The sequence below is a fragment of the Methylomonas subterranea genome, assembly GCF_024505185.1.
Taxonomy (GTDB): domain Bacteria; phylum Pseudomonadota; class Gammaproteobacteria; order Methylococcales; family Methylomonadaceae; genus Methylomonas; species Methylomonas subterranea.
This window is the reverse complement of sequence record NZ_JANIBJ010000049.1, coordinates 1-25,571: the sequence shown is the minus strand read 5'-3', so window position 1 is coordinate 25,571 and position 25,571 is coordinate 1. Positions and strand designations below refer to the sequence as shown.

General features: G+C 54.3%; 28 protein-coding genes and 1 tRNA gene. 10 read left to right on the top strand and 19 right to left on the bottom strand.

Features of this window, described 5'->3' with window-relative positions:
- On the top strand, positions 1–210 hold a 210-nt coding region (locus NP590_RS18785), incomplete at its 5' end, for a helix-turn-helix domain-containing protein (RefSeq protein ID WP_256604225.1).
- On the opposite strand, the gene NP590_RS18780 is transcribed toward NP590_RS18785, so the two are convergent.
- Positions 207–752: a hypothetical protein gene (locus tag NP590_RS18780; RefSeq protein ID WP_256604224.1), complete on the bottom strand. Its 546-nt coding sequence runs from the start codon at positions 750–752 to the stop codon at positions 207–209. The two genes, NP590_RS18785 and NP590_RS18780, sit on opposite strands and share 4 nt — an antisense overlap.
- Positions 753–886: 134 nt before the next feature.
- Between NP590_RS18780 and NP590_RS18775 the strand changes: the two genes are divergently transcribed.
- From NP590_RS18775 to NP590_RS18755, 5 genes are all read left to right on the top strand, one after another.
- Positions 887–1,372, top strand: coding sequence for a YajQ family cyclic di-GMP-binding protein (locus NP590_RS18775; RefSeq protein ID WP_256604223.1), 486 nt, complete (start codon positions 887–889; stop codon positions 1,370–1,372).
- 86 nt (positions 1,373–1,458) lie between these two features.
- A complete protein-coding gene (locus tag NP590_RS18770) occupies positions 1,459–2,748 on the top strand; it encodes a hypothetical protein (protein WP_256604222.1) in 1,290 nt (429 codons plus the stop codon).
- 203 nt (positions 2,749–2,951) lie between these two features.
- The gene (locus NP590_RS18765; protein ID WP_256604221.1) at positions 2,952–4,271 is read left to right on the top strand and encodes a cyclic di-GMP phosphodiesterase; all 1,320 of its coding nucleotides are present in this window, start codon (positions 2,952–2,954) and stop codon (positions 4,269–4,271) included.
- Between the two features lie 122 nt (positions 4,272–4,393).
- The gene (locus tag NP590_RS18760) at positions 4,394–5,905 is read left to right on the top strand and encodes a helicase HerA-like domain-containing protein (protein ID WP_256604220.1); all 1,512 of its coding nucleotides are present in this window, start codon (positions 4,394–4,396) and stop codon (positions 5,903–5,905) included.
- A 32-nt stretch (positions 5,906–5,937) separates the two neighbouring features.
- Positions 5,938–7,386, top strand: coding sequence for a phosphomannomutase (locus tag NP590_RS18755; RefSeq protein WP_256604219.1), 1,449 nt, complete (start codon positions 5,938–5,940; stop codon positions 7,384–7,386).
- A 208-nt stretch (positions 7,387–7,594) separates the two neighbouring features.
- Here the strand turns inward: NP590_RS18755 and NP590_RS18750 are convergent, their stop codons facing one another.
- The 11 genes from NP590_RS18750 to rpsU all read right to left on the bottom strand — a co-directional run bounded on the left by NP590_RS18750 (position 7,595) and on the right by rpsU (position 18,728).
- On the bottom strand, positions 7,595–8,674 hold the full coding sequence (locus NP590_RS18750) for a phosphotransferase (protein ID WP_256604218.1): 1,080 nt from the start codon (positions 8,672–8,674) through the stop codon (positions 7,595–7,597).
- 74 nt (positions 8,675–8,748) lie between these two features.
- Positions 8,749–9,633: a CPBP family intramembrane glutamic endopeptidase gene (locus tag NP590_RS18745; protein ID WP_256604217.1), complete on the bottom strand. Its 885-nt coding sequence runs from the start codon at positions 9,631–9,633 to the stop codon at positions 8,749–8,751.
- A complete protein-coding gene (locus NP590_RS18740) occupies positions 9,633–10,361 on the bottom strand; it encodes a 16S rRNA (uracil(1498)-N(3))-methyltransferase (protein ID WP_256604226.1) in 729 nt (242 codons plus the stop codon). The genes NP590_RS18745 and NP590_RS18740 overlap by 1 nt, the downstream gene beginning before the upstream one ends.
- Positions 10,361–11,710 carry an adenosylmethionine--8-amino-7-oxononanoate transaminase gene (locus NP590_RS18735; RefSeq protein WP_256604216.1) on the bottom strand — a complete coding sequence of 450 codons (1,350 nt, stop codon included), beginning with the start codon at positions 11,708–11,710 and terminating at the stop codon, positions 10,361–10,363. The genes NP590_RS18740 and NP590_RS18735 overlap by 1 nt, the downstream gene beginning before the upstream one ends.
- Before the next feature lie 55 nt (positions 11,711–11,765).
- Complete coding sequence (gene ahcY, locus NP590_RS18730; RefSeq protein ID WP_256604215.1) at positions 11,766–13,058, bottom strand: adenosylhomocysteinase; 1,293 nt, start codon at positions 13,056–13,058, stop codon at positions 11,766–11,768.
- A gap of 18 nt (positions 13,059–13,076) precedes the next feature.
- On the bottom strand, positions 13,077–14,237 hold the full coding sequence (gene metK / locus NP590_RS18725; RefSeq protein WP_256604214.1) for a methionine adenosyltransferase: 1,161 nt from the start codon (positions 14,235–14,237) through the stop codon (positions 13,077–13,079).
- 67 nt (positions 14,238–14,304) lie between these two features.
- Positions 14,305–14,381: transfer RNA gene (locus NP590_RS18720), tRNA-Ile, on the bottom strand.
- Positions 14,382–14,386: 5 nt separating this feature from the next.
- Complete coding sequence (gene rpoD, locus NP590_RS18715; RefSeq protein ID WP_256604213.1) at positions 14,387–16,201, bottom strand: RNA polymerase sigma factor RpoD; 1,815 nt, start codon at positions 16,199–16,201, stop codon at positions 14,387–14,389.
- 75 nt (positions 16,202–16,276) lie between these two features.
- Positions 16,277–18,010, bottom strand: a complete 1,734-nt coding sequence (gene dnaG / locus NP590_RS18710; protein WP_256604212.1) for a DNA primase — start codon at positions 18,008–18,010, stop codon at positions 16,277–16,279.
- 23 nt (positions 18,011–18,033) lie between these two features.
- Complete coding sequence (locus NP590_RS18705) at positions 18,034–18,483, bottom strand: GatB/YqeY domain-containing protein (protein WP_256604211.1); 450 nt, start codon at positions 18,481–18,483, stop codon at positions 18,034–18,036.
- A gap of 11 nt (positions 18,484–18,494) precedes the next feature.
- The gene (gene rpsU / locus NP590_RS18700) at positions 18,495–18,728 is read right to left on the bottom strand and encodes a 30S ribosomal protein S21 (protein ID WP_013817466.1); all 234 of its coding nucleotides are present in this window, start codon (positions 18,726–18,728) and stop codon (positions 18,495–18,497) included.
- 105 nt (positions 18,729–18,833) lie between these two features.
- Here rpsU and tsaD point away from each other — a divergent pair, with 105 nt between their 5' ends.
- Complete coding sequence (gene tsaD / locus NP590_RS18695; protein WP_256604210.1) at positions 18,834–19,844, top strand: tRNA (adenosine(37)-N6)-threonylcarbamoyltransferase complex transferase subunit TsaD; 1,011 nt, start codon at positions 18,834–18,836, stop codon at positions 19,842–19,844.
- On the opposite strand, the gene plsY is transcribed toward tsaD, so the two are convergent.
- Entirely contained in the window at positions 19,845–20,417 is a 573-nt protein-coding gene (gene plsY, locus NP590_RS18690; RefSeq protein WP_256604209.1) for a glycerol-3-phosphate 1-O-acyltransferase PlsY, read from the bottom strand.
- A gap of 87 nt (positions 20,418–20,504) precedes the next feature.
- On the opposite strand from plsY, the gene folB reads away from it, so the two are divergent.
- Together folB and folK are read left to right on the top strand one after the other, a co-directional pair.
- Positions 20,505–20,858 (top strand): dihydroneopterin aldolase, encoded by a 354-nt coding sequence (folB, locus tag NP590_RS18685; protein ID WP_256604208.1) that lies wholly within the window; start codon positions 20,505–20,507, stop codon positions 20,856–20,858.
- Between the two features lies 1 nt (position 20,859).
- Positions 20,860–21,351: a 2-amino-4-hydroxy-6-hydroxymethyldihydropteridine diphosphokinase gene (gene folK / locus NP590_RS18680; protein WP_256604207.1), complete on the top strand. Its 492-nt coding sequence runs from the start codon at positions 20,860–20,862 to the stop codon at positions 21,349–21,351.
- Here folK and NP590_RS18675 read toward each other — a convergent pair.
- Both NP590_RS18675 and NP590_RS18670 read right to left on the bottom strand, forming a co-directional pair.
- Positions 21,348–22,088, bottom strand: a complete 741-nt coding sequence (locus NP590_RS18675) for a pteridine reductase (RefSeq protein WP_256604206.1) — start codon at positions 22,086–22,088, stop codon at positions 21,348–21,350. The two genes, folK and NP590_RS18675, sit on opposite strands and share 4 nt — an antisense overlap.
- Entirely contained in the window at positions 22,078–22,362 is a 285-nt protein-coding gene (locus NP590_RS18670; protein ID WP_256604205.1) for a hypothetical protein, read from the bottom strand. The genes NP590_RS18675 and NP590_RS18670 overlap by 11 nt, the downstream gene beginning before the upstream one ends.
- Before the next feature lie 234 nt (positions 22,363–22,596).
- Here NP590_RS18670 and NP590_RS18665 point away from each other — a divergent pair, with 234 nt between their 5' ends.
- Positions 22,597–23,007, top strand: coding sequence for a hypothetical protein (locus NP590_RS18665; RefSeq protein WP_256604204.1), 411 nt, complete (start codon positions 22,597–22,599; stop codon positions 23,005–23,007).
- 43 nt (positions 23,008–23,050) lie between these two features.
- Here NP590_RS18665 and NP590_RS18660 read toward each other — a convergent pair whose 3' ends face one another.
- From NP590_RS18660 to NP590_RS20645, 4 genes are all read right to left on the bottom strand, one after another.
- Positions 23,051–23,395: a DUF2782 domain-containing protein gene (locus NP590_RS18660; protein WP_256604203.1), complete on the bottom strand. Its 345-nt coding sequence runs from the start codon at positions 23,393–23,395 to the stop codon at positions 23,051–23,053.
- Between the two features lie 150 nt (positions 23,396–23,545).
- Entirely contained in the window at positions 23,546–24,928 is a 1,383-nt protein-coding gene (locus NP590_RS18655) for a hypothetical protein (protein WP_256604202.1), read from the bottom strand.
- A 118-nt stretch (positions 24,929–25,046) separates the two neighbouring features.
- Positions 25,047–25,316, bottom strand: a complete 270-nt coding sequence (locus NP590_RS18650; RefSeq protein ID WP_256604201.1) for a hypothetical protein — start codon at positions 25,314–25,316, stop codon at positions 25,047–25,049.
- 77 nt (positions 25,317–25,393) lie between these two features.
- Positions 25,394–25,571, bottom strand: a 178-nt coding sequence (locus tag NP590_RS20645) for a transketolase-like TK C-terminal-containing protein (protein ID WP_371927331.1), incomplete at its 5' end; no start/stop codon positions are given.

Genomic DNA, 25,571 nt, shown 5'->3' with positions numbered 1-25,571 from the left:
GCGGCGCCAGCCGCGCCGCGCACCGATCGGGAAGGCTTGTTCATTCCGCTGGACGGCAGCCTGAGCCTGCACGAAATGGAAAAATTCATCATCCAGGAAGCCTTGAACCGTACCGACGCCAACGTCACCGCCGCGGCCCGCATGCTGGGCACCACCCGGGAGACCTTGCGCTACCGGGTACAAAAGTACCATTTGAAATGCAAGTTTTAATGCCAGCCGCCGTATTGAGTGGTGGGATCGCCGCGAAATCCGGCGGTGGTTTTGTTGCTGGCGGGCACGCTGGCGGTTCCTTCCGCCGCGCTGACCAGATTTTTATGCGTATAGCCGCCCAAGGCTTTGGCCTGCCGGGCAATCCGGGTACTGAGTTGGTTGATGTCGAACTTGCTGGCGGCCGCATGCACCACCACCGCAACCATGCGCTGTTCCTCGCCGGCCTCCGCCGAAGGGTAATAAGCCAGTATTATCGGCAGCACGGTACCGGCCGGCACTTCCATGCGATAACGCGGATCATCGCTCAAGCCGACTTCCGCCAAAACCCGGCCGGACTCGGTCAAGGCTTTGACGATACCGGCTTTCACCGGTCCGTCGTCGTTGCTGACCAAACCTTGCAAGGTTTTTTGCTGGGTATATTTTTCCGCGGCGGTTTTGCCGGCCGGCGCTTGCGGCGGTTTGGAATCGCAGCCGGTCAGAGCCCCGCCACCCGCGCATAGCAGGCACGCCGCCAATAAAATCCGCTTAAATCCGGGCTTCATGGTTTTTCCCCCTGTCATACTGTTTATAATATTGCCCAATCAGTGTAACCCAATCCGCCGCGCGGATAGAGCTTGAATTCGTCCGGCATCGCCTTTATAGTGACCCGCCTTTTTTCCACTTGCAAATCAACACTATGCCATCATTCGATATCGTCTCCGAACTGGACAGCCACGAAGTGACCAACGCCGTTGATCAGGCCAACAAGGAAGTCGCCACCCGCTTCGATTTCAAGGGCAGCAATGCCAATTTCGAATTGGACAAGGACAACAACATCGTCATGAAAGCCGAATCAAGCTTTCAATTGCAGCAAATGCTGCCGATTCTGTATACCAAGATGGGCAAGCGCGGTATCGACATCGCCTGCCTGGAAAGCGGCAAGATTCAGGATACCGGCAAAACCGCCCAACAATCCATCGTCCTGAAACAAGGCATAGAAAGCGATCTGGCGAAGAAGATCGTCAAAATCATCAAGGACAAAAAACTGAAGGTACAAGCCGCCATCAACGGCGACAAACTGCGCGTAACCGGTAAAAAACGCGACGATTTGCAGGAAGTGATTCAAATGCTGCGCGGCGAAGACCTGGGGCAGCCGCTGCAATTCAATAATTTCCGCGATTGACCGACTCATCAATCTAACGTTACCGGCGCCGCCGCAACCGCCCCGACGCCGGAAATATTCCGCCTTTCCGCACCTTTCAAGCTTGCATGACTGTTTTCGATAACCAGCTGGGGCCGCAGCGCGCCAAACAACTCAATCGTGACTGTCATTGCCTGTCGCTGGATCGTCGGCAACTGCGGCGGGAACTGGCGGCCCAGCCTCACGGCGATAGCCTATGCCGGATGATATGCGAGGAGCGGCCGCATATGATTGCCGACGCCGCGGTGTTCGTGGCCGAAACCAACCTGCAAAAACAGCGCGACATCATTGCGGCCATCGAAAAGGCGGTCACCTTGCCGGCCTATCAACAGAGGGTACTGGCATACGCGCCGTCATCGGCGCACTTTCAACCCAAGGCCGACGGTGTATTTCTGGGTTACGACTTTCATCTGGACGACGAGGGGCCGAAGTTAATCGAAATCAACACCAATGCCGGCGGCGCCCTGATCAATCTGCTGCTGAACAAGGCCCACTCCCCCTGTGAAAGCTGCCCTTGCCAGCTGGATTTCCCCCATGTGGCGCTGGAGGCCGAACAAGCCATTATCGGTATGTTTCAAAACGAATGGGGCCTGGAAGGCCGCGCTCGGCCTTTGCGGCAGGTCGCCATCGTCGACCAGGAACCGGACCGCCAATACATGCTGCCGGAATTTCTGCTGTTTCAAAACCTGTTCGCCAAGCATGGCATTGAGGCCTTGATTTGCGACCCCGGCGAACTGACTTTTCGCGACGGCCGGCTTTGGCGCGGCCAAGCCGTTATCGACCTGGTCTACAACCGCCTGACCGATTTTGCCCTGGAACAACCGGAGCAACAGGCCTTGCTACAAGCCTATCTGGCCGGCGCCGTCGTGGTGACGCCGCACCCCAGAAGCCACGCCCTGTATGCCGACAAACGCAATCTGGCCCTGCTGACCGATCCGCTTGCCTTGGCAACCATGGGCGTGGACAAGGCCACGCAAGACATTTTATTAAAAGGCATCGCCAAAACCGTGCGGGTGGCTGAGCAACAGGCCGATGCTCTCTGGCAACAGCGCAAACAGTTATTTTTCAAACCGGCCAAGGGTTACGGCGGCAAGGCCGCCTATCGCGGCGACAAACTGACCCGGCGGGTATTCGGAGAGATTCTGCAGACCGAGTACGTGGCCCAAGAACTGGTACAACCCAGCGAAAGGCAATTGCAAATCGACGCCGAGGCGGTCGAATTGAAGCTGGACTTGCGCCACTATGTCTACCGGGGCCAAACCCAGACCGTTTGCGCCCGCCTCTATCAAGGCCAAACCACCAACTTCCGCACGCCGGGCGGCGGTTTTGCCCAGGTGGTTGCGGTGCCGTCCGCCTAAGCCATGGATAAACCCGCGCAGGCCCATTATCGCCGACTGTTTCCAAGAATCATGGACCGATTTTGGTTTATGCTGCCAACCCGTCATGCCCGCCGGCTATTATCCTGGGATGGGGAATACTATTGCGATTCGGCGCAAGCCCAATTCCGGCATGTCATTGTCGGCTGCATTCTGATTGCTCACCTTGTTGAAGCGAAACCTTGATGCTGTTACGAAAAATCTGGCGAATCTTGCACAAGACCAAAAAGCCTGTCGAAAAGGCGGTCGAATACAGCGTGCCCGAGCGCCTTTACACACCGGTCGGCCTGTTGAAAATCGGCATGTATGTGATCGAATTGGATCGTCCCTGGCTGGAAAGCCCGTTCCTGTTCCAAGGATTCGAAATCACCAGCGAAGCCGAGCTGTTTAAATTGCGCGAGCATTGCAATTATGTGTACATCGACACCACCATCCAGCGTAAGCGCCGACTGGGCAAATTTGCCACCCATAACAAACCCCTGACTGAACCGGCGATGGATTACGGCAGCCCACCGCCCAAATTGGGCAGTTTCGAAACGGAAATCGGCCGGGCGGAAGATGTTTATCGGCAAATGAGCCGTTACGTGGCGGGTACCATGCAGCAGGTCAGCCACGGCAAGGCCATCGACACCAAACAGGCCAAGGAGGCGGTAGCGGAATGCGTCAACAGTATTTTGCAATCCCCGGATGCTTTTTTATGGTTGATTCAACTGAAAAACCGGGACGAATACACAGCGCAACACAGTTTGAATGTCTGCGTGCTGTCCATCGTACTCGGCCGCCACATCAACCTGTCCGATACCAACCTGCAAAATGTCGGTTTGTGCGGCTTGATGCACGACATGGGCAAAATGCTGGTGCCGGACACCATATTGAACAAACCCGGCCGCTTGGAGCCGGACGAAATGGAGATCATGCGCGGCCATACCACCAAAGGCTACGAGTTGCTGCAATCCAGCGATAACATGTATCCCGGCGCCATCAAGACCGCATTGATGCATCACGAAATGCTGAACGGCCAAGGTTACCCCAACCGTTTGAACCAACGGGACATTCCCCTGTTCACCCGCATGGTGACCATCGCCGATATTTACGACGCCATGACCAGCGACAGGGTCTATCAAAAAGGCCGCACCCACCTGGAAGCCACCGGCATCATGGCCGATATGAGCGGAGTCAATCTGGAAGAAAGACTGGTCACCAAATTCATCGAGTCACTGGGCGTCTACCCGCCCGGCTGCGTGGTCAAACTGACCAACGGGGCGATTGCGATTGTGGTGGAGATCAACGAACTGGCCAGACTGCGGCCGAAAATCATCGTTTTGCTGGACGCGGACAGGCAACCCCTGCCGGAAAAAGTAACCAATCTGGCGGATATGCCGTTGGACGAGCGCGGCAAACTGCTGACGATCAAAGGCATCGTCAGGGCGGGGGACTATGGTATCGATATCGGCAAGTACTACCGCAACGGCGTTTTACAAAAAGGCTTTGCCGCCGACCGATAAAGACCGGTTTAAGCCGCCAGCGTTGCATACCGCATCCTCCGGACCCGACAGCGCGACAGGATGCCTGAGTGCTTGAAGCGTGATATGGTTGCCGTCGTTTATTTACTTTTAGGGCCATAGTCATGACCGAACCGCTCGTAATTGCCCACTCCAACGCCGGCGCCCGCGGCATATTGCCGGCCATGGCCAACCGCCACGGCTTGATAGCCGGCGCTACCGGCACCGGCAAAACCATCACGCTGCAAACCCTGGCGGAAAGTTTCTCAGACATCGGCGTGCCGGTGTTCATGGCCGACGTGAAAGGCGATTTGTCCGGCATCTGCCGGGAAGGCGGCGGCAACAACAAAGTTGAAACGCGGGCCCGGGAATTGGGACTGAAGGATTTTGTGTATCGGGCCGCGCCGACCCTGTTCTGGGACGTATTCGGCGTAAAGGGCCATCCCTTGCGTTCCACCATCTCGGAAATGGGGCCCTTGCTGCTGGCCCGCATGTTGAACCTCAACGATACCCAGGCCGGCGTGTTAACCGCCGCCTTTAAAGTCGCCGACGATAACGGTTGGCTGTTATTGGATTTGAAGGATTTGCGGGCCATGCTGCAGTTTGCCGCCGACAACGCCTCGGAACTGCGCGGCGAATACGGCAGCATTTCCGCCGCCAGCGTCGGCGCCATTCAACGCGGCTTGTTGCAACTGGAGCACGAAGGCGGCGAAAACTTGTTCGGCGAACCGTCCCTGGATTTTAACGACTTGCTGCAAACCGAAGGCGGCCGGGGGGTAATCAATATTCTGGCCGCCGACACCCTATACAACTCGCCGCGCGTCTACGCCACGCTGTTGCTGTGGCTATTGTCCGAACTGTTCGAAAATCTGCCGGAAGCCGGCGATCTGGACAAACCCAAGCTGGTATTTTTCTTTGACGAAGCGCATTTATTGTTCAACGACGCGCCACCGGCCTTGCTGCAAAAAATCGAGCAAGTGGTGCGGCTGATTCGTTCCAAGGCGGTCGGCGTGTATTTCGTCAGCCAAAATCCGCTGGATATTCCGGATGTAATCCTCGGCCAACTCGGTAACCGGGTGCAACACGCCTTGCGCGCCTTTACCCCGCGCGACCAGAAAGCCGTCAAGGCGGCGGCGGAAACCTTCAGAAGCAATCCCGGCCTGGATGTGGCAAGCGCCATTACCGAACTCGGTGTCGGCGAAGCGCTGGTATCGTTTCTGGATGAAAAAGGCACGCCACTGCCGGTGGAACGCGCCCTGATCAAACCGCCCTGTTCCCGCATCGGCCCCGCCAACGACAACGAGCGCCGGCAGGCCATTGAAAAATCGGTAATTTACGGCCATTACGAAAAACAGATCGATAGGGAATCGGCCTACGAAATTCTGCAAGGCCGCGCCGAGGAGATGACCGCGCCCGCGCAAAAATCAACGGCAAGCCGGCAAGCGGCGTCCGACGGCGGCTTCGGTTTGGCCGATATATTATTGGGCAGCACCGGCCCGCGCGGCGGCAGACGTCAAGGCGTACTGGAATCCGCCGCCAAAAGCGCCGCCAGCACCATCGGCCGCGAAGTGGGCAAACAGTTGATCCGCGGCGTATTGGGCTCATTGCTGGGCGGCGGTAGCCGGCGCAAACGTTAACACCTTTTTTAGACGCATCGAACACTCAATTCATGACTAGCATCAACATCCAAAATATGATGGCCGACAGCGGCGTGGCGTTCGGCACCAGCGGCGCGCGCGGCTTGGTCAGCCAAATGACCGACCAGGTTTGCGCGGCCTACACCTTGGCATTTTTGCAGGGCTTGAATCTGGCCGAACCGGGCCGGAAAATCGCCCTGGGCATGGACTTGCGCCCGTCCAGTCCCGGCATCGTCCAGGCCTGCGCGGCGGCAATTAAACAGGCAGGCTGCGAAACGGTTTTCTGCGGCGCCTTGCCGACCCCGGCCCTGGCCTTTTACGCTATGTCGCGACATATACCGGCCATCATGGTGACCGGCAGTCACATTCCCTTCGACCGTAACGGCATCAAGTTCTACCGGGCCGAAGGCGAAATCAGCAAAGCCGACGAGGCCGCCATTACACAAGCAGTGGTCGACGTTGCGGAATTCGCCGAAGACGGCATGCCACCGGTTAATTCCGAGGCGTTGAAAATTTACAAACATCGCTATATCGCATTATTCGAGCGGGATTTATTGGCCGGCTGGCGGGTCGGCATTTACGAACACTCCAGCGTGGCCCGCGACTGCTTGCGCGATATTTTGTCCGCGTTGGGCGCCGATGTGATTAGCTTGGCCCGGACCGACACCTTCGTGCCCATCGATACCGAAGCCGTCAGCGAGACGGACCGTCAACGGGGGCTGGACTGGGCCAAGGAATATGGCCTGGACGCCATCATTTCCACCGACGGCGACGGCGACCGGCCGCTGATTGCCGATGAAACCGGTAACTGGCTACGCGGCGATATCGTCGGCTTGCTGTGCGCGCGGTTTTTAGGCGCCGACACCGTGGTGACTCCCGTCAGTTGCAATACCGCCATCGAAACCTCCGCCGCCTTCAAACGGGTCATTCGCACCCGCATCGGCTCGCCGTATGTGATTGCCGGCATGGAACAGGCCGAGGCGGGCGGCAGCGAAAGCGTGGCCGGCTTTGAAGCCAACGGCGGCTTTTTGGCGGGCAATGGCTTACAGGTTGCCGGCCGCAGGCTGGCCGCGCTGCCCACCAGGGACGCCGTGTTACCGGCTCTGGTGTTGTTGGCGATGGCCAAACGACGAAACTGCCCATTATCGGCCCTGACCGCCCAACTGCCGCAACGCTATACCGCCAGCGACCGTCTGCGGGATTTCCCCACCGCCCACAGCCAAGCCTTGCTTGCAAGCCTGCAAAGCGACGATGCCGCCTATCAAGGCTTATGGGGCACTGCACTGGGTTCCGTGGTCCGGCGCGATTTAACCGACGGCTTGCGCCTGATCTTCAACAACGGCGAAATCGTCCATCTGCGGCCGTCGGGCAATGCCCCGGAGTTACGCTGCTATGCGGAAAGTGCCGATGCCGCGCGCGCGCAAGAACTGGTAAGACTGACGTTGCAAGGTATTGCCGATCGATATGCGGCCACGCGTTGATTAAGAATTTTGGTAACTATTCAGTCGAAACAGCATAAAACAAACTTAGGCTGGATAAGCGTAGCGCGGCCGGCAATCATGTTGGATGAAGCGAAGGGCTTATCCACCCTTCGCTTCACAAACGCCGAATGGTTGAGGAGTTTCTTTCAGAGCTCGCGGAGCCTCAACAAAAAATGCCCACCCGCATGGCTTGTGCCTCGCCGGAGGCTTATGTTTTGATCATGGCGAAACTGTCGTGATCATCCACTGCCGCCGTAGCTCTTTTAATCAACTCGAGATTGGCTTCGCGCCGCATCATGCCGCCTATCGCCAGCGTCACCACCATGGCCTCGAACGGATAGACCAGATGCATCCGATAACGCCGCAGCAGATTATCTTCATCCAGCCCGACCGCCCCGGTGTTGGCCAATTGCTCGACATACTGATTCAACAGACTGATTTCATGTTTACGCCGGACTTGCGGTTCCAGCGCTGTCGCCAAAAAATAGGCCACGTCGCCTATCCCTTCGCCGATACGCACTAACTGCCAATCCAGAAAACCCGGCTCGGTTCCCGCCCAAAATATATTGCCGGGATGGCAGTCGTAGTGCACCAGGGTTTTGGTATCCGTATTCAATAATTGTTTGATGGTGCGCCGGTTGGCGGCGTAATTCAGCGCCGGCCGGTGAAGCTTTTTCCCGATCAAGCCGCCGGCCTCATGCAGACCGCGTTTCATAAAAGGGTAAGCCATCAAGGTACCCATGTGGGTTTCCATTTGGTGGGAGAAGCCGTTTAGCCAGCGTTGGCCGTGCAATAGGCCGGGCTGGTTCCGATAATGACCATGCAGTTGCGCCAAGTGGCTGATCACCCGGCTGGCCTGCTCATAAGTCAGCGCATCGGCAGCCATTCCCGGCCTGAAATCATGTTCGGCCAGATCGCTCATTACCAGCGTGGAACCACGCCCGAAACGGCTTTCCGCCGCCAAAATGCGCGGTAATTTAAGCGGAATGTCCGGGGAAAGCGAGCGGTAAAAGCTTACCTCTTTATGCAAAAAACGCGGCAGCGCTGTAATCAGGCGCGGCTTCAGGGCCAATGATGGGGTTTTGATGAACCAGCGCGCGGGAATCAGGTCATTGGCATCATGGCGCACTTCGGCCCGCAGCCGCGTGGATGTACCCACATCCACTGAATAAACCTCGACGCCGAACACTTTGGCGTCGGGCGCAAAACGGTTAACGATGTGTTGAGCCCATTTTACCGAGAGGTCTTTCGGCCGGTGCACCACGATATTTTTATTTTGATTTCCCATATCAATATTAAATACTGCTAATACGAAAAAGACAACGAATCGTCCCGCCGACTCCCCCGCCTTATTGCCGGCTCTCAGCTTTCCGATCGCGCGGGTTGTCCGATGAGTAGCCAGCCCCACACCGCCATGGCCAACCAGGCTCCGACCAAAGGCCCCACCACGCCGTCATAGGCGGTATTGACCAAATACAGATATTCCGACAGCGGATTGAGGTTGCACAAATCCTTGCTGAATTTTATCTGCCAGACCCACCCCGCATGGCAGCCGACGCATAAACCCAGGCTTTGCGGCACGCGGGTTCTGAGTACAGCCAAAAACACCCCGACCACAAACAGGGCCAACAAGGCGCTCAAATAGACGGGATCCAGCCAATTGACGAAGGCTTCCGCCATCAACCTAAACCCGCTGCCAAGTGTTTGTTCGGCGTACGGAATATGGGTTTGGCTTTTAAAAAAATGCAACGCCGCATAATAAAACGCACTGACGCCTATGGCGGCCAGCAGCGGCATGTGGCGCCGCAAGGCGCTTAACAGCAAGCCGCGAAACAGCATTTCCTCGACAACACCGATCAACAAGGCCAAGAACAAGGATATGGCGGCTTTTTCCAACACCTTGCCGAATGTCCAACTCCTGGATGAATCCCAGACATGCACGTCCAGCGCATACAGCAACAACAGCACCGGCGCCAAGGTCAACACGGCAAACAGCAGGCCTTGCCCCATCTGCTTGAAGAATTTCGGCGCCGGCGCAAAGCCCAAATCCGTCCAGCTCAGACGCAGCGCTGTTCGTAACGGAAAAATACTCAGAATCAACAGGATCAGGGTCAATTTACTGATCACCTTGTGCAGCGGTAACAGGTCACCCGCCAATTGCAGCAAGCCAAATCCCAACAGGCTGGCAAGCGCGGACAACAGCACGATCAAGGCCGGCGGCGCCAATATCATGGTCAACCGACCCATCAGCGAAAATCTCCCCACAGCATTTGCACCGCGCTCAATGCCGACAACACGGCGGTTTCGGTGCGTAAAATCCGCGCGCCCATTCTGACCGGGATAAAGCCCGCCGCCTTGGCCAACTGCCTCTCGGCATCGCTGAAACCGCCTTCCGGGCCGGACAACAAAGTAACCCGCATGGCTTGCGGCTGGCAGTCCGCCAATGTTTGATTGGCGCAAGGATCCAGAAATAACCGCAAGCCCTGCTGTCGGCCCAACCAATCCGTAAACTCGGCAATCTCGTCCATCACCGGCGGACGCGTACGGCCTGATTGCTCGGCGGCGTGCAGCGCAATCTGCCGCCAGTGCCGCAGGCGTTGCAGTTGTTTGTCACCGCTGAGTTTGGTCACGCAGCGTTCGGTAAATAAGGGCGTCAATTGGGCCACGCCCAACTCCACCGCCTTTTGCACGGCCCAGTCCATGCGGTCGCCACGGGAAATGCCCATACCCAAAATCACCGTCAACGGCGACTCCACGTCGCGCTCCAAATAGCGTTCGATCTCAACCCGCACGCATTTGCGGCTGACTTCGCTGAAGCGGCCCAGATATTCGCCGCCAAGTCCGTTGAACAACACAATGCTCTGATCCTGCCTTAAGCGCAGCACGCTACGCACATAATGCGCGGCATCCTCATCCAGTTCGATACGGCTGCCGGCATTTAGCGATGCGTTGACATACAGACGGGAAACGCGCATCAGACCCCGGTCGCCAGTTGAATGCCTTGCCATGCCACTTCGGCCATCAGCGCTATTTCCGCTTCGCTGATCACATAAGGCGGCATAAAATAAATCACATTACCCAACGGGCGCAGTAATACTCCTTGCGACAACGCATATTGGTAGACCAGCAATCCCCGCCGCTCCCGCCAGGGATAGGCTTCTCGGCCCGCCTTGTTTTTAACCAGCTCTATCGCCACGATCATACCGGTTTGACGGACTTCGGCGACGTGAGGGTGGCTTTTGAAGCGTTCGGTGGCTTTGGCCAGCGCGGCGGCCAAGCGACGATTACTGCCCAGTACATCCCGGGTTTGAAACAGGTCTATGGTCGCCAGCGCCGCGCTACAGCCCAGAGCGTTGCCGGTATAGCTATGCGAGTGCAAAAAGGCCGTCAGGTTTTGATAATCGTCGTAAAAGGCCCGGTAAACCGCGTCAGTGGTCAATACCGCCGACAACGGCAGATAGCCGCCGGTCAGCCCCTTGGACAAACAGATGAAATCCGGACTGATGGCGGCCTGCTCGCAGGCAAACAGCGTCCCGGTACGGCCAAAGCCGACCGCTATTTCATCGGCAATCAGATGCACATGGTATTTATCGCACGCTTGCCTTAACAATTTCAAATAGACCGGATCGTACATGCGCATGCCGCCGGCGCATTGCACCAGCGGCTCGACTATCACCGCGCAGACCGAATCGGCATGCCGCGCCAGGGTTTGCTCCATCTCGGCAAAACGGCGGATGGAATAGTCTGACCAGCTTTCTCCCACCTCGCGGTTATAGCAGTCCGGACTGGGAACGCTGATCACGTCCATCAGCAAGGGCGCGTAGGTTTCCTTATACAGGGCCACATTGCCTACCGCCAACGCCCCCAAGGTTTCGCCGTGGTAACTGTTTTCCAGCGTAATGAATTTGGTTTTTCGGTTTATCCCGAGATTGCGCCAATAGTGAAAGCTCATTTTCAAGGCAATTTCGATTGCCGACGAGCCATTATCGGCATAAAAGCATTTATCCAGGCCGGAGGGCGTGATTTCCACCAGCTTTTCCGCCAACTCCACCGCCGCTCGATGGGTAAAACCGCCCAAAATCACGTGCTCCAGGGTATCCAACTGGGCTTTGACGGCGTGGTTGATCACGGGATTACAATGCCCGAACAGGTTTACCCACCAGGAACTGATTGCATCCAGATAGCGCTTGCCGTTGAAATCCTCCAACCACACACCCTGGCCGGATTTGATCGGAATCAGCGGTAGTTGCTCATGATCCTTCATCTGGCTGCAGGGATGCCAGAGCACGGCCAAGTCGCGTTTAACAAGAGTTTGATTATTCATCGGTCAAAACTGAAAAAGGGGCTTTTCAGCCCCTTTTATTGAGTCAATTAAACGCTTAGTAACGGTAATGATCCGGTTTGTACGGACCTTCCACCGGGACATTGATGTAAGCAGCTTGCTCCGGGCTCAATTGGGTCAGTTTCACGCCGATTTGCGCCAGATGCGCGCGAGCTACTTTTTCGTCCAATTTTTTCGGCAAAATATAGACTTTGTTCTCGTATTGGTCGGCATTGGCCCACAATTCGAGTTGCGCCAATACTTGGTTGCAAAAAGAATTTGACATCACGAAGCTGGGGTGTCCTGTAGCGCACCCCAGATTCACCAAGCGACCTTCCGCCAACACGATGAGGCGTTTACCGTCCGGGAAAATCACATGGTCGACCTGCGGCTTGATGTTTTCCCAAGTGTATTGACGCAAGGACGCGATGTCGATTTCGGAGTCGAAGTGACCGATGTTGCAGACGATGGCTTGGTCGCGCATGGCCTTCATGTGCTCATGGGTAATCACGTGCACGTTGCCCGTGGCGGTAACGAAAATATTGGCGATAGCCGCCGCTTCGTCCATGGTCACCACGCGGTAGCCTTCCATGGCCGCCTGCAAGGCGCAAATCGGGTCTATTTCGGTAATCAGCACGGTGGCGCCCAAGCCGCGCAAGGATTGCGCGCAGCCCTTACCGACGTCGCCGTAACCGCAGACCACGGCGATCTTACCCGCCACCATCACATCGGTGGCGCGTTTGATACCGTCGACCAAAGATTCGCGGCAACCGTACAGATTGTCGAATTTGGATTTTGTCACGGAGTCGTTAACGTTGAAGGCCGGCACTTTCAGCGTGCCCTTGGCAACCCGCTCGGTCAAACGCAACACGCCGGTGGTGGTTTCTTCCGACAATCCCTTGACGTTGGCCATCAATTCCGGGAATTTGTCGTGCATCATGTTGGTCAAGTCGCCGCCGTCGTCCAGAATCATGTTAGGACGCCAGCCGTCAGGTCCCAGTATGGTTTGCTCTATACACCATTCGGCTTCGGCCTCGGTTTCGCCTTTCCAGGCGAATACAGGGATACCGGCCGCCGCAATCGCCGCCGCCGCGTGGTCTTGGGTGGAGAAAATATTGCAGGAAGACCAGCGCACTTCGGCGCCCAGCGCGGTCAGGGTTTCAATCAGTACCGCGGTCTGAATCGTCATATGCAAACAACCGGCGATGCGCGCGCCCTTTAACGGCTGTTGCGCGCCGAATTCGGCCCGCAAGGCCATCAGACCCGGCATTTCGGTTTCGGCGATGTTGATTTCCTTCCGGCCCCAGTCCGCCAAGTTGATATCGGCGACTTTGTAATCGGTTTGGCTCATTCTGATGCTCCCTAAATTTTAAATGCCGGCGGCGTCTTTCAACGCTTCCGCTTTATCGGTTTTTTCCCAGCTGAAGCTGGCTTCGTTACGGCCGAAATGTCCGTAAGCGGCTGTCGGGCGGTAAATCGGTTTCAACAAGTCCAATTGTGCAATCAGGCCTTTCGGTCTCAAATCGAAATGCTCGCGGACAATTTTGACCAATCTGGACTCTTCCACTTTACCGGTACCGAAGGTTTCCACGGTGATGGAGGTCGGCTCGGCCACGCCGATGGCGTAAGAAACCTGAATCTCGCAACGTTCGGCCAAACCGGCGGCAACGATGTTTTTCGCCACATAGCGGGCCATATAGGCTGCCGATCTATCCACTTTGGACGGGTCTTTACCGGAGAAGGCGCCGCCGCCGTGTCTGGCCATGCCGCCGTAGGTATCGACGATAATTTTACGGCCGGTCAAGCCGCAGTCGCCGACGGGGCCGCCGATGATGAACTGACCGGTCGGGTTGATGAAATATTTGGTGTCTTTGTGCAGCCATTCCGCCGGCAAAGTAGGCAGGATGATCTCATCCATGACCGCTTCTTCCAGCATTTTGCCGCCGACTTCCGGCGCATGCTGGGTGGACAACACCACGGCATCGATTGCCACGGGTTTGTTGTTTTCATAACGAAAAGTCACCTGGCTTTTGGCATCCGGACGCAACCAAGGTAGCGTTTTGTTTTTACGCAATTGGGCTTGTCTTTCCACCAGACGATGCGAATAGGTAATCGGGGCCGGCATGAACACGTCGGTTTCGTTGCTGGCATAACCGAACATCAAGCCTTGGTCACCGGCACCTTGTTCGTGATTTTCCGATTCGTCCACCCCCATGGCGATGTCCGCGGACTGCTTGCCTATGGCATTCAACACCGCGCAGCTGTTACCGTCGAAACCAATGTCTCCGTGGTCGTAGCCGATTTCGCAAACCACTTTTCTGACCAATTCTTCAGTGTCCACCCAAGCATCGGTGGTGATTTCTCCCGCCAGAATCACCATGCCGGTTTTTACCAATGTTTCGCATGCCACCCTGGAACGCGGGTCTTGCGCCAATAAGGCATCGACAACTGCGTCGGAAATCTGGTCGGCCACTTTGTCGGGATGGCCTTCGGATACGGACTCAGAGGTAAAAAGATAGTTATTATTCACGGTGACACACCTCGCGATTAAATAGTGTGAATATAGAAAAGGCCGTTTAAAACGGCCTTGGGTATTATGGTGGGCCCTGTAGGACTTGAACCTACGACCTGCCGATTATGAGTCGGAAGCTCTGACCAACTGAGCTAAGGGCCCGGCGTTTATTCGCCGTCCAGGAAGCAGCGTAATTGCTCCGACCTTGACGGATGACGTAACTTTCTAAGCGCTTTGGCCTCAATCTGACGAATCCTTTCCCGGGTAACGTCAAATTGCTTACCGACCTCTTCAAGAGTATGGTCGGTATTCATGTTGATGCCAAAACGCATCCGCAATACTTTCGCTTCTCGGGCTGTCAAACCCGCCAACACATTTTGCGTCGATTCGCGAAGGCCGGCGATTGTAGCAGATTCCACCGGCGATAGCATCTTTGAGTCTTCAATAAAATCACCCAAATGCGAGTCTTCATCGTCGCCGATAGGCGTTTCCATGGATATCGGTTCCTTGGCGATTTTCAATACCTTGCGAATTTTATCCTCGGGCATTTCCATGCGCTCCGCCAGTTCTTCCGGCGTCGCTTCCCGACCCATCTCCTGCAAAATCTGTCTGGAGACGCGATTGAGCTTGTTGATGGTTTCTATCATATGCACCGGAATCCGGATGGTTCGCGCCTGATCCGCAATCGAGCGCGTGATGGCTTGGCGAATCCACCAGGTCGCATAGGTCGAAAACTTATAACCTCGGCGGTATTCGAACTTGTCCACAGCCTTCATCAAACCGATATTACCCTCCTGAATCAAATCCAGGAACTGCAAGCCTCTGTTGGTGTACTTCTTGGCAATAGAGATTACCAAACGCAAGTTGGCTTCTATCATCTCCTTTTTGGCGCGTCTGGCCTTGGCCTCGCCCAAGGAAATATTGCGGCAAATATTTTTCAAAGTCGCAATACTCAATCCGTGCTGAACTTCGATGTCGGCCAATTTCTGCTGCGCGGCCTGAATCTTTTCCCTATTGGCATTTAGCGCATCGGCATATTTGGGATTATCCAGGATGAACTGATCCAACCAGTTTAATTGGGCTTCATTTTCAGAGTACGCATTAATAAAGTCCCGCCGCGGCATCTTGGCTCTTTTCACACAAGCATCCATAACCTGCTTTTCTTGTTCGCGAATTGCCGCAATCAGCTCATCGGCAATTGAGGTCATTCTTTTCAGATACTGCGGCGTCCATTTGAACTGAGAAAAAATTTCGCTCAGGGCATCGAAAGCCTTTTCCGTCTTGTCATGACCATAGCCATGTTTTTTTACGGCAGCCATAGCAGACTTCAGCGCCTTTTTCAGCAAATCGACTTTTTCCTTGACCTCATTGTAATCGATAGCCTTGACTTCCTCGTCTTCGGCTTCTTCCGCGGGCGCCTCTATTTCAACCTCATCCACCTCTACTTCATCGACGTCGCTGTAATCGACAAAACCCTGGACCAGATCACCCAGCCTTGTGCTGGACTCTTCATCGGCCACGCCGGAGAAGGTTTCTATGAACTCATCCACAATGAATCCGGACCGGGCTATGGCACCTACAACCTGCCGCTGGCCTTCTTCAATACGTTTGGCAATTTTCAGCTCTTGCTCGCGCGTGAGCAATTCGACGGACCCCATTTCGCGCATATACAAACGCACGGGATCCGTGGTGCGGCCGAATTCGCTATCGACTGACGCCAGTGCCGCCACTTCGGCAACCTCTTCGTCATCGTCGGCGGAAACAACGGTATCGGCGGTAATCAGGGAATCGTCGTCGTCCGGAGCAACCTCGTAGACCTGGATACCCATGTCATTGATCATGCCGATAATATCGTCTATCTGCTCGGGATCAATGATGTCGCTAGGCAAGTGATCGTTAACTTCGGCATAGGTTAAATAACCCTGGGCCTTGCCTTTTGCTATCAGCTGTTTCAGTTGGGATTGCTGTTGTTCTTGATTCATTCTTTACTCACAATACGTTTCAGCACCAAGCGCCGCAGAACAGAGCATTATAACAGAAAATTACCGCATAATCATCTACATGCTTTCTTTCAACAACGCCCGCAACACCTGCTTTTCTTCCAAAGTCAGCCCTTCCCGACCGTCTTTCGCCAACAATTCGCTTAATTTTTCTTGTCTGACTTGCCGGCGCAACTGCGTCAACGCCCCGGCAAATTCAGCCTCTTCGCCACCCTCCGGCACATTCAGCTCCATACCGGCCAAGGCAGTGACAGCCCTTTCATAAGACGATCCTCGATAAGACTCCAACAAGATTGCGCCATTTTCCGGTTTTTCAAGGGCAACCTTGCGTAAAACATCATTCAGCAATTCCTGGCCGGCATATTGCAAACCCTCAAGACTTAGATCCCGCCGAACGGCCACGCTTTGCAACCAGGGATACTGAATCAACAACGCCAAAACGCGCCTCACCAAACTGGGTCTTTTTTGAGCAGCCTTTCCCGCAACCCCGCCAATTACCGATCTAAGTGTAGCCTTGTTTTCAGGAACATCCACCAGCCTGGACGACGCCATTTCGCCCAACCTCCGCCACATCATATCCCTAAAAAAACCCGCCGGAATTTTCTCCAATTGCGGCTTGGCCGCCGCCATTAACTGCGCACGTCCCTCAATGGTAGTCAAATCCAATTGAGCCGATAGACTTTCAAAAAAATAATCGGACAACACCAGCGCGCCATTTATCCTGGAACGAAATTCCGCCTGCCCTTCCGTCCTGATCAACGAATCAGGATCATGGCCTCCCGGCAACAACATAATCCTGATTTGCCTACCATCCTTCAGGGCGGGCAAGGCAGCTTCCGTCGCCTTCCAGGCCGCCTGCCTACCGGCGCTGTCGCCGTCAAAGCAGAACACCAGTTCGGAGGCAAACCGGAACAGCAAATCGATATGCGTTTTGGATGTCGCGGTACCCAACGTAGCTACCGCATTCTCGACTCCGCACTGCGCCAAGGCGATTACATCCATATAACCTTCCACTACCAAAATTCGCCCAGGCCTGCTGTTTTTTTGCAACAGCTCGCACAAACCGTAAAGCTCCTTGCTTTTGGAAAAAACCACGGTTTCGGGCGAATTGAGATATTTCGGCAAGGCATCATCCAACACCCGCCCCCCAAAGCCAATCACACGCTTACGCTTATCGCGAATGGGAAACATCAAGCGCCCACGAAACCTGTCGTAAACCTTGCCGTCGTCGCGCACCACCAGCATGCCGGCATCAATAAGGGACTGACGATCGAACCGGCCGAGCAAGCCATCCCAGCCATTAGGCGCATAACCCAAACCAAACTCCCTCACCACCTCGCCGGTTAGCTGCCGAGCCTTCAGGTAATCCATCGCTTTTACACCTTCGGCTCCGCGCAATTGCTCGGCATAGTATGCGGCAACCTGTTCCATTACCGCGTAAAGCCTGGACACATCCTCCCTGGCCGAAACCGGCGAACCGCCTCCCTGTTCCTCTCTGGGCGCTTCGACACCGACAAAAGCAGCCAAATCCTCAACAGCCTCGACGAACCCCAAATGACTGTAATCCATCAGGAAGCTGATGGCATTGCCGCTGACCCCGCAACCAAAGCAGTGATACATCTGCCGAGTGCGACTGACGGAAAAGCTGGGAGTTTTTTCAGCATGAAAGGGACACCGGGCAACATAATTAGTGCCGGCTTTTCTGAGAGGGACGTGCGAATCGATCAGATCGACAATATCGACCCGCACCAATAAATCATCTATGAACTGTTTTGGAATTCTGCCGGACATATAACCGACAAAAAGACGACGGCTTAAGCCGAAAAACCGGCCTTGATTCTTCCGCTAACGACCGCCATATCCGCCCGGCCCTGCATTTGCGGCTTCAGGATAGCCATAACAGCCCCCATATCCTTGATCGACGTTGCACCGACCTCGGCAATAGCCTTAGCCACCAAGACATCAATTTCCGCCTCGGTCAAGGCTTGCGGCAGGAAGTCCTGGATTACCAGAACCTCGGCCTCCTCTATTTCCGCCAAGTCTGTCCGATTGGCATCGCGAAATTGCTTGATAGATTCGCGGCGCTGCTTGAGCATTTTGTCAAGCACAACCAACACCCGATCATCCCCCAACTCAACACGCTCATCGACCTCAACCTGCTTGATGGCCGCCAACATCATGCGGATCACGCCCAATCTGGCCTTTTCGCCACTTTTCATCGAGGCCTTCATATCATCCTTGATACGATCTTTCAACAAATCCATATCAAGCAACCTTAGGTTTGCGGACGACCGCGACGCAGGTTTTTCAACGCATAACGCTCGCGCGCCAATTTTTTCAAATGACGTTTTACAGCCGCGGCACCTTTACGCTTACGCTCGGTGGTTGGTTTTTCGTAAAATTCGCGGCGACGCACTTCCGCCAACACACCCGCTTTTTCACACGCGCGCTTGAAGCGACGAATAGCGATATCGAAATGTTCGTTTTCTTTAACTTTAACTGATGGCATTATCAAAAATCCGAATTATGTTAGTATCTTAAAAAATCGTCAGGCAAAACCAGCCCTGTAAAACCGACGGATTATACCCACAAAATACTATTATTCAAAAAATTAATGTACGTTTTAGGCATAGAAACCTCTTGCGACGAAACAGCCGTTGCCGTTTATCACGCCGACAAGGGTCTAATCGCCCACACCCTGCACAGCCAGATTCAAACACACAACGAGTACGGCGGCGTGGTGCCCGAACTGGCTTCCCGCGACCACGTTCGTAAATTAATCCCGCTTATCCGCCAAGTTTTACGAGACAGTCGACTGAAACCATCCGACATCGGCGGCATCGCCTACACCGCGGGCCCCGGATTGATGGGCGCGCTACTGGTCGGCGCCGCGACAGCTCGCAGCCTGGCCTGGGCTTGGCAAGTCCCGGCGATTGCGGTGCATCACATGGAAGGCCATTTACTGGCACCGATGCTGGAAGAACGACCACCCGATTTTCCTTTTGTCGCGCTACTGATATCCGGCGGACATACCTTGCTGATAACGGTGGAAGGGATTGGACGTTATCGCCTGCTGGGCGAATCGCTGGATGACGCCGCCGGCGAAGCGTTCGACAAAACCGCAAAACTACTAGGCCTCGATTATCCCGGCGGCCCGGCCTTAGCCACATTAGCCGCCCAAGGCAAACCGCGTTTTAAATTTCCCCGACCGATGACTGACAGACCAGGCCTGGATTTCAGCTTCAGCGGCCTGAAAACCTTCACCCTGAACACCTACCAAAACAGCGAACGATCCGGCCGGGACAAAGCCGACATTGCCTTCGCCTTTCAACAAGCCATGGCGGAAACACTTGCCATTAAATGCAGACGTGCCCTTCAGCAAACAGGACTAAACCGCTTGCTGGTAGCCGGCGGCGTTAGCGCCAATCTGGAAATTCGCCGCCAATTGGAACAGATGTGTAAACAAACGCGCGCGGACTTGTTTTTCCCGCGCCCGCAATTTTGCACCGATAACGGCGCCATGATCGCCTATGCCGGCTGCCAGCGCCTGCTGGCCCAACAAAGCCAGGATCTCAATATTTTCGCTCGCCCCCGCTGGCCGATGGACGAGTTACTCAATATTTAGTCAGAACTCCTTACCCGCCAACAAGCGTTGAATATTACTCTTGTGACGCCACAACAATATCAAGGATATCAGTACAAACACCACGATCAAATTAACATCGCCGACTATCAGCCAAACATAAAACGGCGCAAGCGTAGCCGCTACCAAGGCTGACAATGAGGAAATTTTACCTACCTTATAAACCGCAAACCAAGTCAACGCGACAGCCAAGCCCAAAGGCCATGCCACGCCAAGCGTCACACCCAAGGATGTGGCCACCCCCTTACCGCCCTTAAACCCAAAAAATACCGGATACAAATGACCCAAAAACGCCGCGAACACCACGAAAGACAAGATTAAACTGTCCACGCCCAAGGTTTTCGCCAATAAAACCGGAATCAAGCCCTTCAACGCATCGCCCGCCAAAGTAATGGCCGCGGCTTTTTTGCCTCCGATCCGCATCACATTGGTCGCCCCAGGATTTCCGGAACCATTTTCCCTTGGATCGGCCAGCCCCATCATGCGACACACTATAATCGCGCTGGAAACCGAACCGGTTAAATAAGCCAAGGGCACGAGCAACCATTCCAACATTCAACCAACCTCTCTTATCGGGACTTGTACAGTCGAGCCAATTACTCGATACTGATGTAACAAAAATATAATAACCGGAAAGCACTAATGGACATCATTTTTTTAGGCGGACTCGAAATCGATACCGTAATAGGTATTTACGAATGGGAACGCAGCATCAAACAAAAAATCATCCTGGATATTGAAATGGCTTTCGACATCCGGCGAGCCGCCGCCACGGACGATATCGCCCATACCCTGGATTACAAAACCGTTTCCGACAGAGTCGTCGGCTTCGTGGAGGCCAGCGAGTTCTATTTGGTGGAAACCCTGATCGAGGAAATCGCCAAAATCCTGCTCGGCGAATTCCCCATTCCCTGGGTAAAAATCACTCTGAACAAAAAAGGCGCAATTAGCCGTGCCCGCGACGTCGGCATTATCATTGAGCGCGGACAGAAATAACATGCCAACCGCCTATATCAGCATCGGCAGCAATATCGACAAGGAAGTCAACATTCCGTCCAGCCTAAAGGCGTTGGAACAAGCTTTTGGCACCTTGGAGTGCTCCAGCCTTTTTGAAACGGAGCCGGTCGGCTTCATTGGCGACAGCTTTTATAACCTGATCGTACGTTTCGAATCCAGTCTCGGAGCCAAGGAAATTGCCAAGCTGTTACGGCAAATTGAACTGGATCACGGCCGCGCCCGGGAATCGCAAAAATTTTCCGCCCGTACATTGGACCTGGATTTAATACTGTTTGGCGACCAAATCATCAACGACGGCCGCCTGCAAATCCCCAGAGACGAAATCGAGCGCTATGCTTTCGTCCTGGAACCCCTGGCGGAAATTGCGGGCAACGAAAAGCACCCCGTCAGCGGCCGGACCTATGCGGAACTTTGGCGAAATTTCGACAAAAGCCAAGCCTCGCAGCGAAAGGTCAAACCGGACTGGATTTAGCTGAACAACATCCTCCCTCCATCCACTGTCAGCACTTGCCCGGTCATATATTCCGCATCGTCGCACAAAAAACCGACCGCCTTGGCAATATCCTCAACCTCGCCGCAACGACGCAACGCCACTTTCCGCAAAATTTCGGCCTTTTGTTTGCCGCCGAGCTGATTATCCGGCCATAGAATTGCCCCGGGAGCAACCGCATTGACACGCACTTCCGGCGCCAATTCCTTGGCCAGACATTTGGTCATGGCAACCAAGCCGGCCTTGGCAATACTGTAAACCGGAAATCCAAGCAAGCCCCTCTCCGCATGGATATCGACAATATTGATTATGCAGCCCCTTCTTTGTCGCAGCGATGGCGCCACGGCCTGAGACAAAAAAAAAGGCGCCTTCAAGTTGGCGGCCAACAAATCATCCCAATCGGTTTCGACCACCTCGCCAACCTGCCCGGCGTAAAACAAAGATGCATTATTGACCAGAACATCCAGCCCGCCCCACAGCCCAAGCGCGCGTTCGGCCAAGCCGGACACCTCGGCCGATATCAACAAGTCCGCCGCAACCAACTCCGCCGACCCCGGCCGCAAGCCATTCAACTGCGCGGCCAGCTGGCAAGCTTCGTGTCCGGATGAATGGTAATGCAGTACCAGATTGTAACCATGCGCATGCAACAGACGCGCACAAGCGGCGCCGATACGCTTCGCCGCTCCGGTAATCAACGCGACTTTGCAATTATTCGACATTCGACAAACTGGCTATCAATCTCTTTCTAATCAAATAACAAGCGCCAACCGCGCAAATGACCGGCATTTGCGTCAATAAAAACTCAACGACCGAATGCTTGGGCACCAAGTCTGCCAACGGTACCACCAACAACATTTTCGCCAACCACCATGTCAGCCAATATCCTATCAAGCCGATCACCGACCAATTGATCAGTGGCGCATTATGATTCTTGGCCGTCAAATAAAACCAAACCAAGGTCAGCACTCCAAATAATTTAGCCAAAAACAACATCATCCCCTCCCGTTATTATTATTGTGAATACGGCAAGACCTCACCGCCGGGCCAATGTAATCAAATTACCCGCAAACATCAACCACGTCCGATACTTGCACCCTTCAGCCTACCTTACCATTCGCCTCACATCCGGCGCGCGCCCCTCGACTGGGTAATAGGCTTCAAAGTTAATCCATCAGGCCCTATAATGAGCCTGCTTAAAAGAACAAGAACGAAAATCAGGAGACCTTCGTGCAAAACATCAAGCTTTTAATTGCATTATGCCTGGTCGGCTTTTCCAGTCAGGGCATGACGCAGTCAACCGGGGGACACGGGGGCCATAACAGTGGCGGCGGCAGCGGCGCGGCGGACTGTATAAAAGCCAAAATAAGCCGCTATTCACCCGAACATATGTCCACTGTTTCGCCCGGTTCGGAGTTTTCTTTTGCCGCTTCGGGCAGCAACGGCCCCGGCCACATTCATGTCAGCATCAAACAGCAACCGATTGAGGTCACGCTGGAAGACAAAGAAAGCTTTTATCTGGTCAAAGGCAAGCTACCGGCCGATATCAAAAATACCGTGGTTCGCATTTCGGTTTCGCTTAAATCCAAGGTCAGTAGATGTGATGCGGAAGGCGGCTGGTTATTGAAAGTATCCGAATAAACCAGTTACCTTGCCAATCCCCGGCAAGGTATTGGTCAATGTTTTAATCCCATTCAAACAATAACCACTGATTGATATTGATGTTTTTATCCAGGTCGCTCTTTTTTACGTCCATGACCCCATCGCCATCCTTGTCGAGAAAATAATAAGGCGGCCCCACCTGAGGCTGCACTTTGATCATGTAAAGTTTTCCATTCCTGCGGAATTCCTGAATAGTATCCTTGCCTTTACGGATAATGGTGATATCGGGCTCCATTTCCTCCCCGGACTGAACGCGCGCCGGCAACTCGGGAGGCTCCGGCACGGCGGGCGGCTCCTCCAGCGCCTGTTCGGCCAAGGCGATGCCCGGCATGGCAATTATCAGGCTAAACAGGTAATGACGAAACATTCGAATCCTTGGATAAATCTTGCAAATTTGCATAATAAACCAGTTTGAGAAAACTGTAGACCCCGCGACAACTTTATCACTCTTTTACCCGCAAAAAAAAACCAACGCCCTCAACAGAGCATTGGTTTTTCAATAGCATTTACGCAAATATCAGTTTTGTTTACGCAGATACTTTTCCACGCCGGTGGTTCTGACAAAGCCCGCGTCGTCCGCATTGGAATGCTTGGCCAGATAGCGCTCAACACCCGAAACGGGCGCGACGTCCTTAACCGATAAACTGCGCTTGGACATATATCTTGCCACGCCGGTTAGCTCGGCGCTTTCCTTTTCTTGCAACTCCTGGCGCAGCAAATACTTGCTGACGGAACTGACGGAAACCACGGGCTTGGCCCGAAGAATCTGCTTGGCCAAATATCTACTCACGCCGGTTTGCGGCGCCTGCTGTCTAGCCAGAGCCGCCTGTCTAGCCAGATATTTTTCAACACTGCTCATCGGCTCCAATTGGCTTTGCAACTGAATTTGCTTGGCCAGATATCTAGCCACGCCAGTTGGTCTGACCGTCTCGGCCGCCGCGTGCTTGGCAATATATTGAGCGACGCGGGACCCTTCAACCACCTGCTCCGCCAACTCGACATTCTCTTGAGCCTCTTCGGCTTGTTTCGCCTGTTCCCGGGCTTGTTCCGCTTGCATGTTGGCCTCCAATTCCCGATAACGCGCCGCCAACTCGGCTGCCGCGGCCTTTTTAGCGATCAGCGCCTGTTGTGCGACAAATTTGGCCACGCCAGTGGCCGCGGTTTGAGCCTGCTCCGCTTTATCTAGCGCTCTTATGTATTTATCCACGCCCGTGGCCTTGGGCGCATCCTTGGCCAATAAGGTTTGCTTCCTGACATATTTGGCAACACCAGTCGCCAAGGGAGCATCCTTTGCCTGCAATTCATTTTTCAACACATACTTAGCCACCCCGGTTACAACCGGGGCGCTACTTTCGCGCACACTTTGGCGGGTCACATATTTGGCAACTCCCGTCACCACATGCCCCTCATGGCCTTGCCTCGTCAAATATTTGGAAACGCCGGTAACCGGAATCTCACGAGACAAAATCGATTGTTTGAGCAAATATTTGGCCACCCTTGTTATGGGATTTTCGTTTTGCCGGGATAGATATTTCTCGACGCCGCTAGGTTCCGGTTCCGGCTCCGCTTCCACTACCTCTTCCGGCTCGGCCAGTTCCTCAACAATTTCTTCGACGACATCTTCCGCCACAAGCTCTTCAAGCTGAATTTCCTCCTCGGGCTCGGGCTCGAACTGTTCGATTGCGGGCCTTTTGGCATCCTCAATCGCTTGCAAGCGCAACAAATATCGCTCAACACCTGTTTGCTCAAGTTTTTTTATATACCGGGCAACGCCAGTCAATTGACTGTTTTCTTCGTTGGCATCGCTCCTGTCTCCAAATGAGCCGCCCGCGGATGGCTTATCGAAAAACAACGGCGGCAAAATGCCAAATAAGCTATTCATCAAACTGTTTTTTTGCATTTGAGAATACTCCTGATTGTATTAATGTCGTGCACCACAACGCTGGCGTTGCTTACACCTTCTTTAGAACGTAACGCGCCCATTACAAAAACTGGCCACAATCGCTTAATTTTTATTCTTAATTGCTTTCACTAAAAATCACTTTCGGCTGAAAACTGCTCGCCGGATATTTAGCATCCGCTTCCGCCACAACTTCCCGACCCGCCGAAGCAGCCTGATTGACGCAAAGAAGCTGCGCGGCGGATGCCGCCGGCTCAACGACAACCGATTCATCCCTGAACAACACTTTTGGCTGAAAATCAGCGGCAGGATAATCCTGTGCATTTACAGCGGAGGCGGCTAATAATAACCCAACGAGCATTCCTTGGTTCAATTGTGTTTTTTTCATTGTGTTTACCTTACTCTGCGATTAAAACGCCGGCTCGCGCGAACCCTGTCCGCGAAAGCCGGTATGAACGGTCTTAATTAAAGCACTGCTTCGACGTTGGCGACGACATTATCCACGGTAAAGCCGAACTCCTTGAAGAGTTGACCGGCCGGCGCGGATTCGCCGAAACGATCCAGGCCGACGATTTTGCCATGGCTGCCGGCATATTTCCACCAGCTGTCGGTCACACCCGCTTCCACCACTACCCGCTTGCCC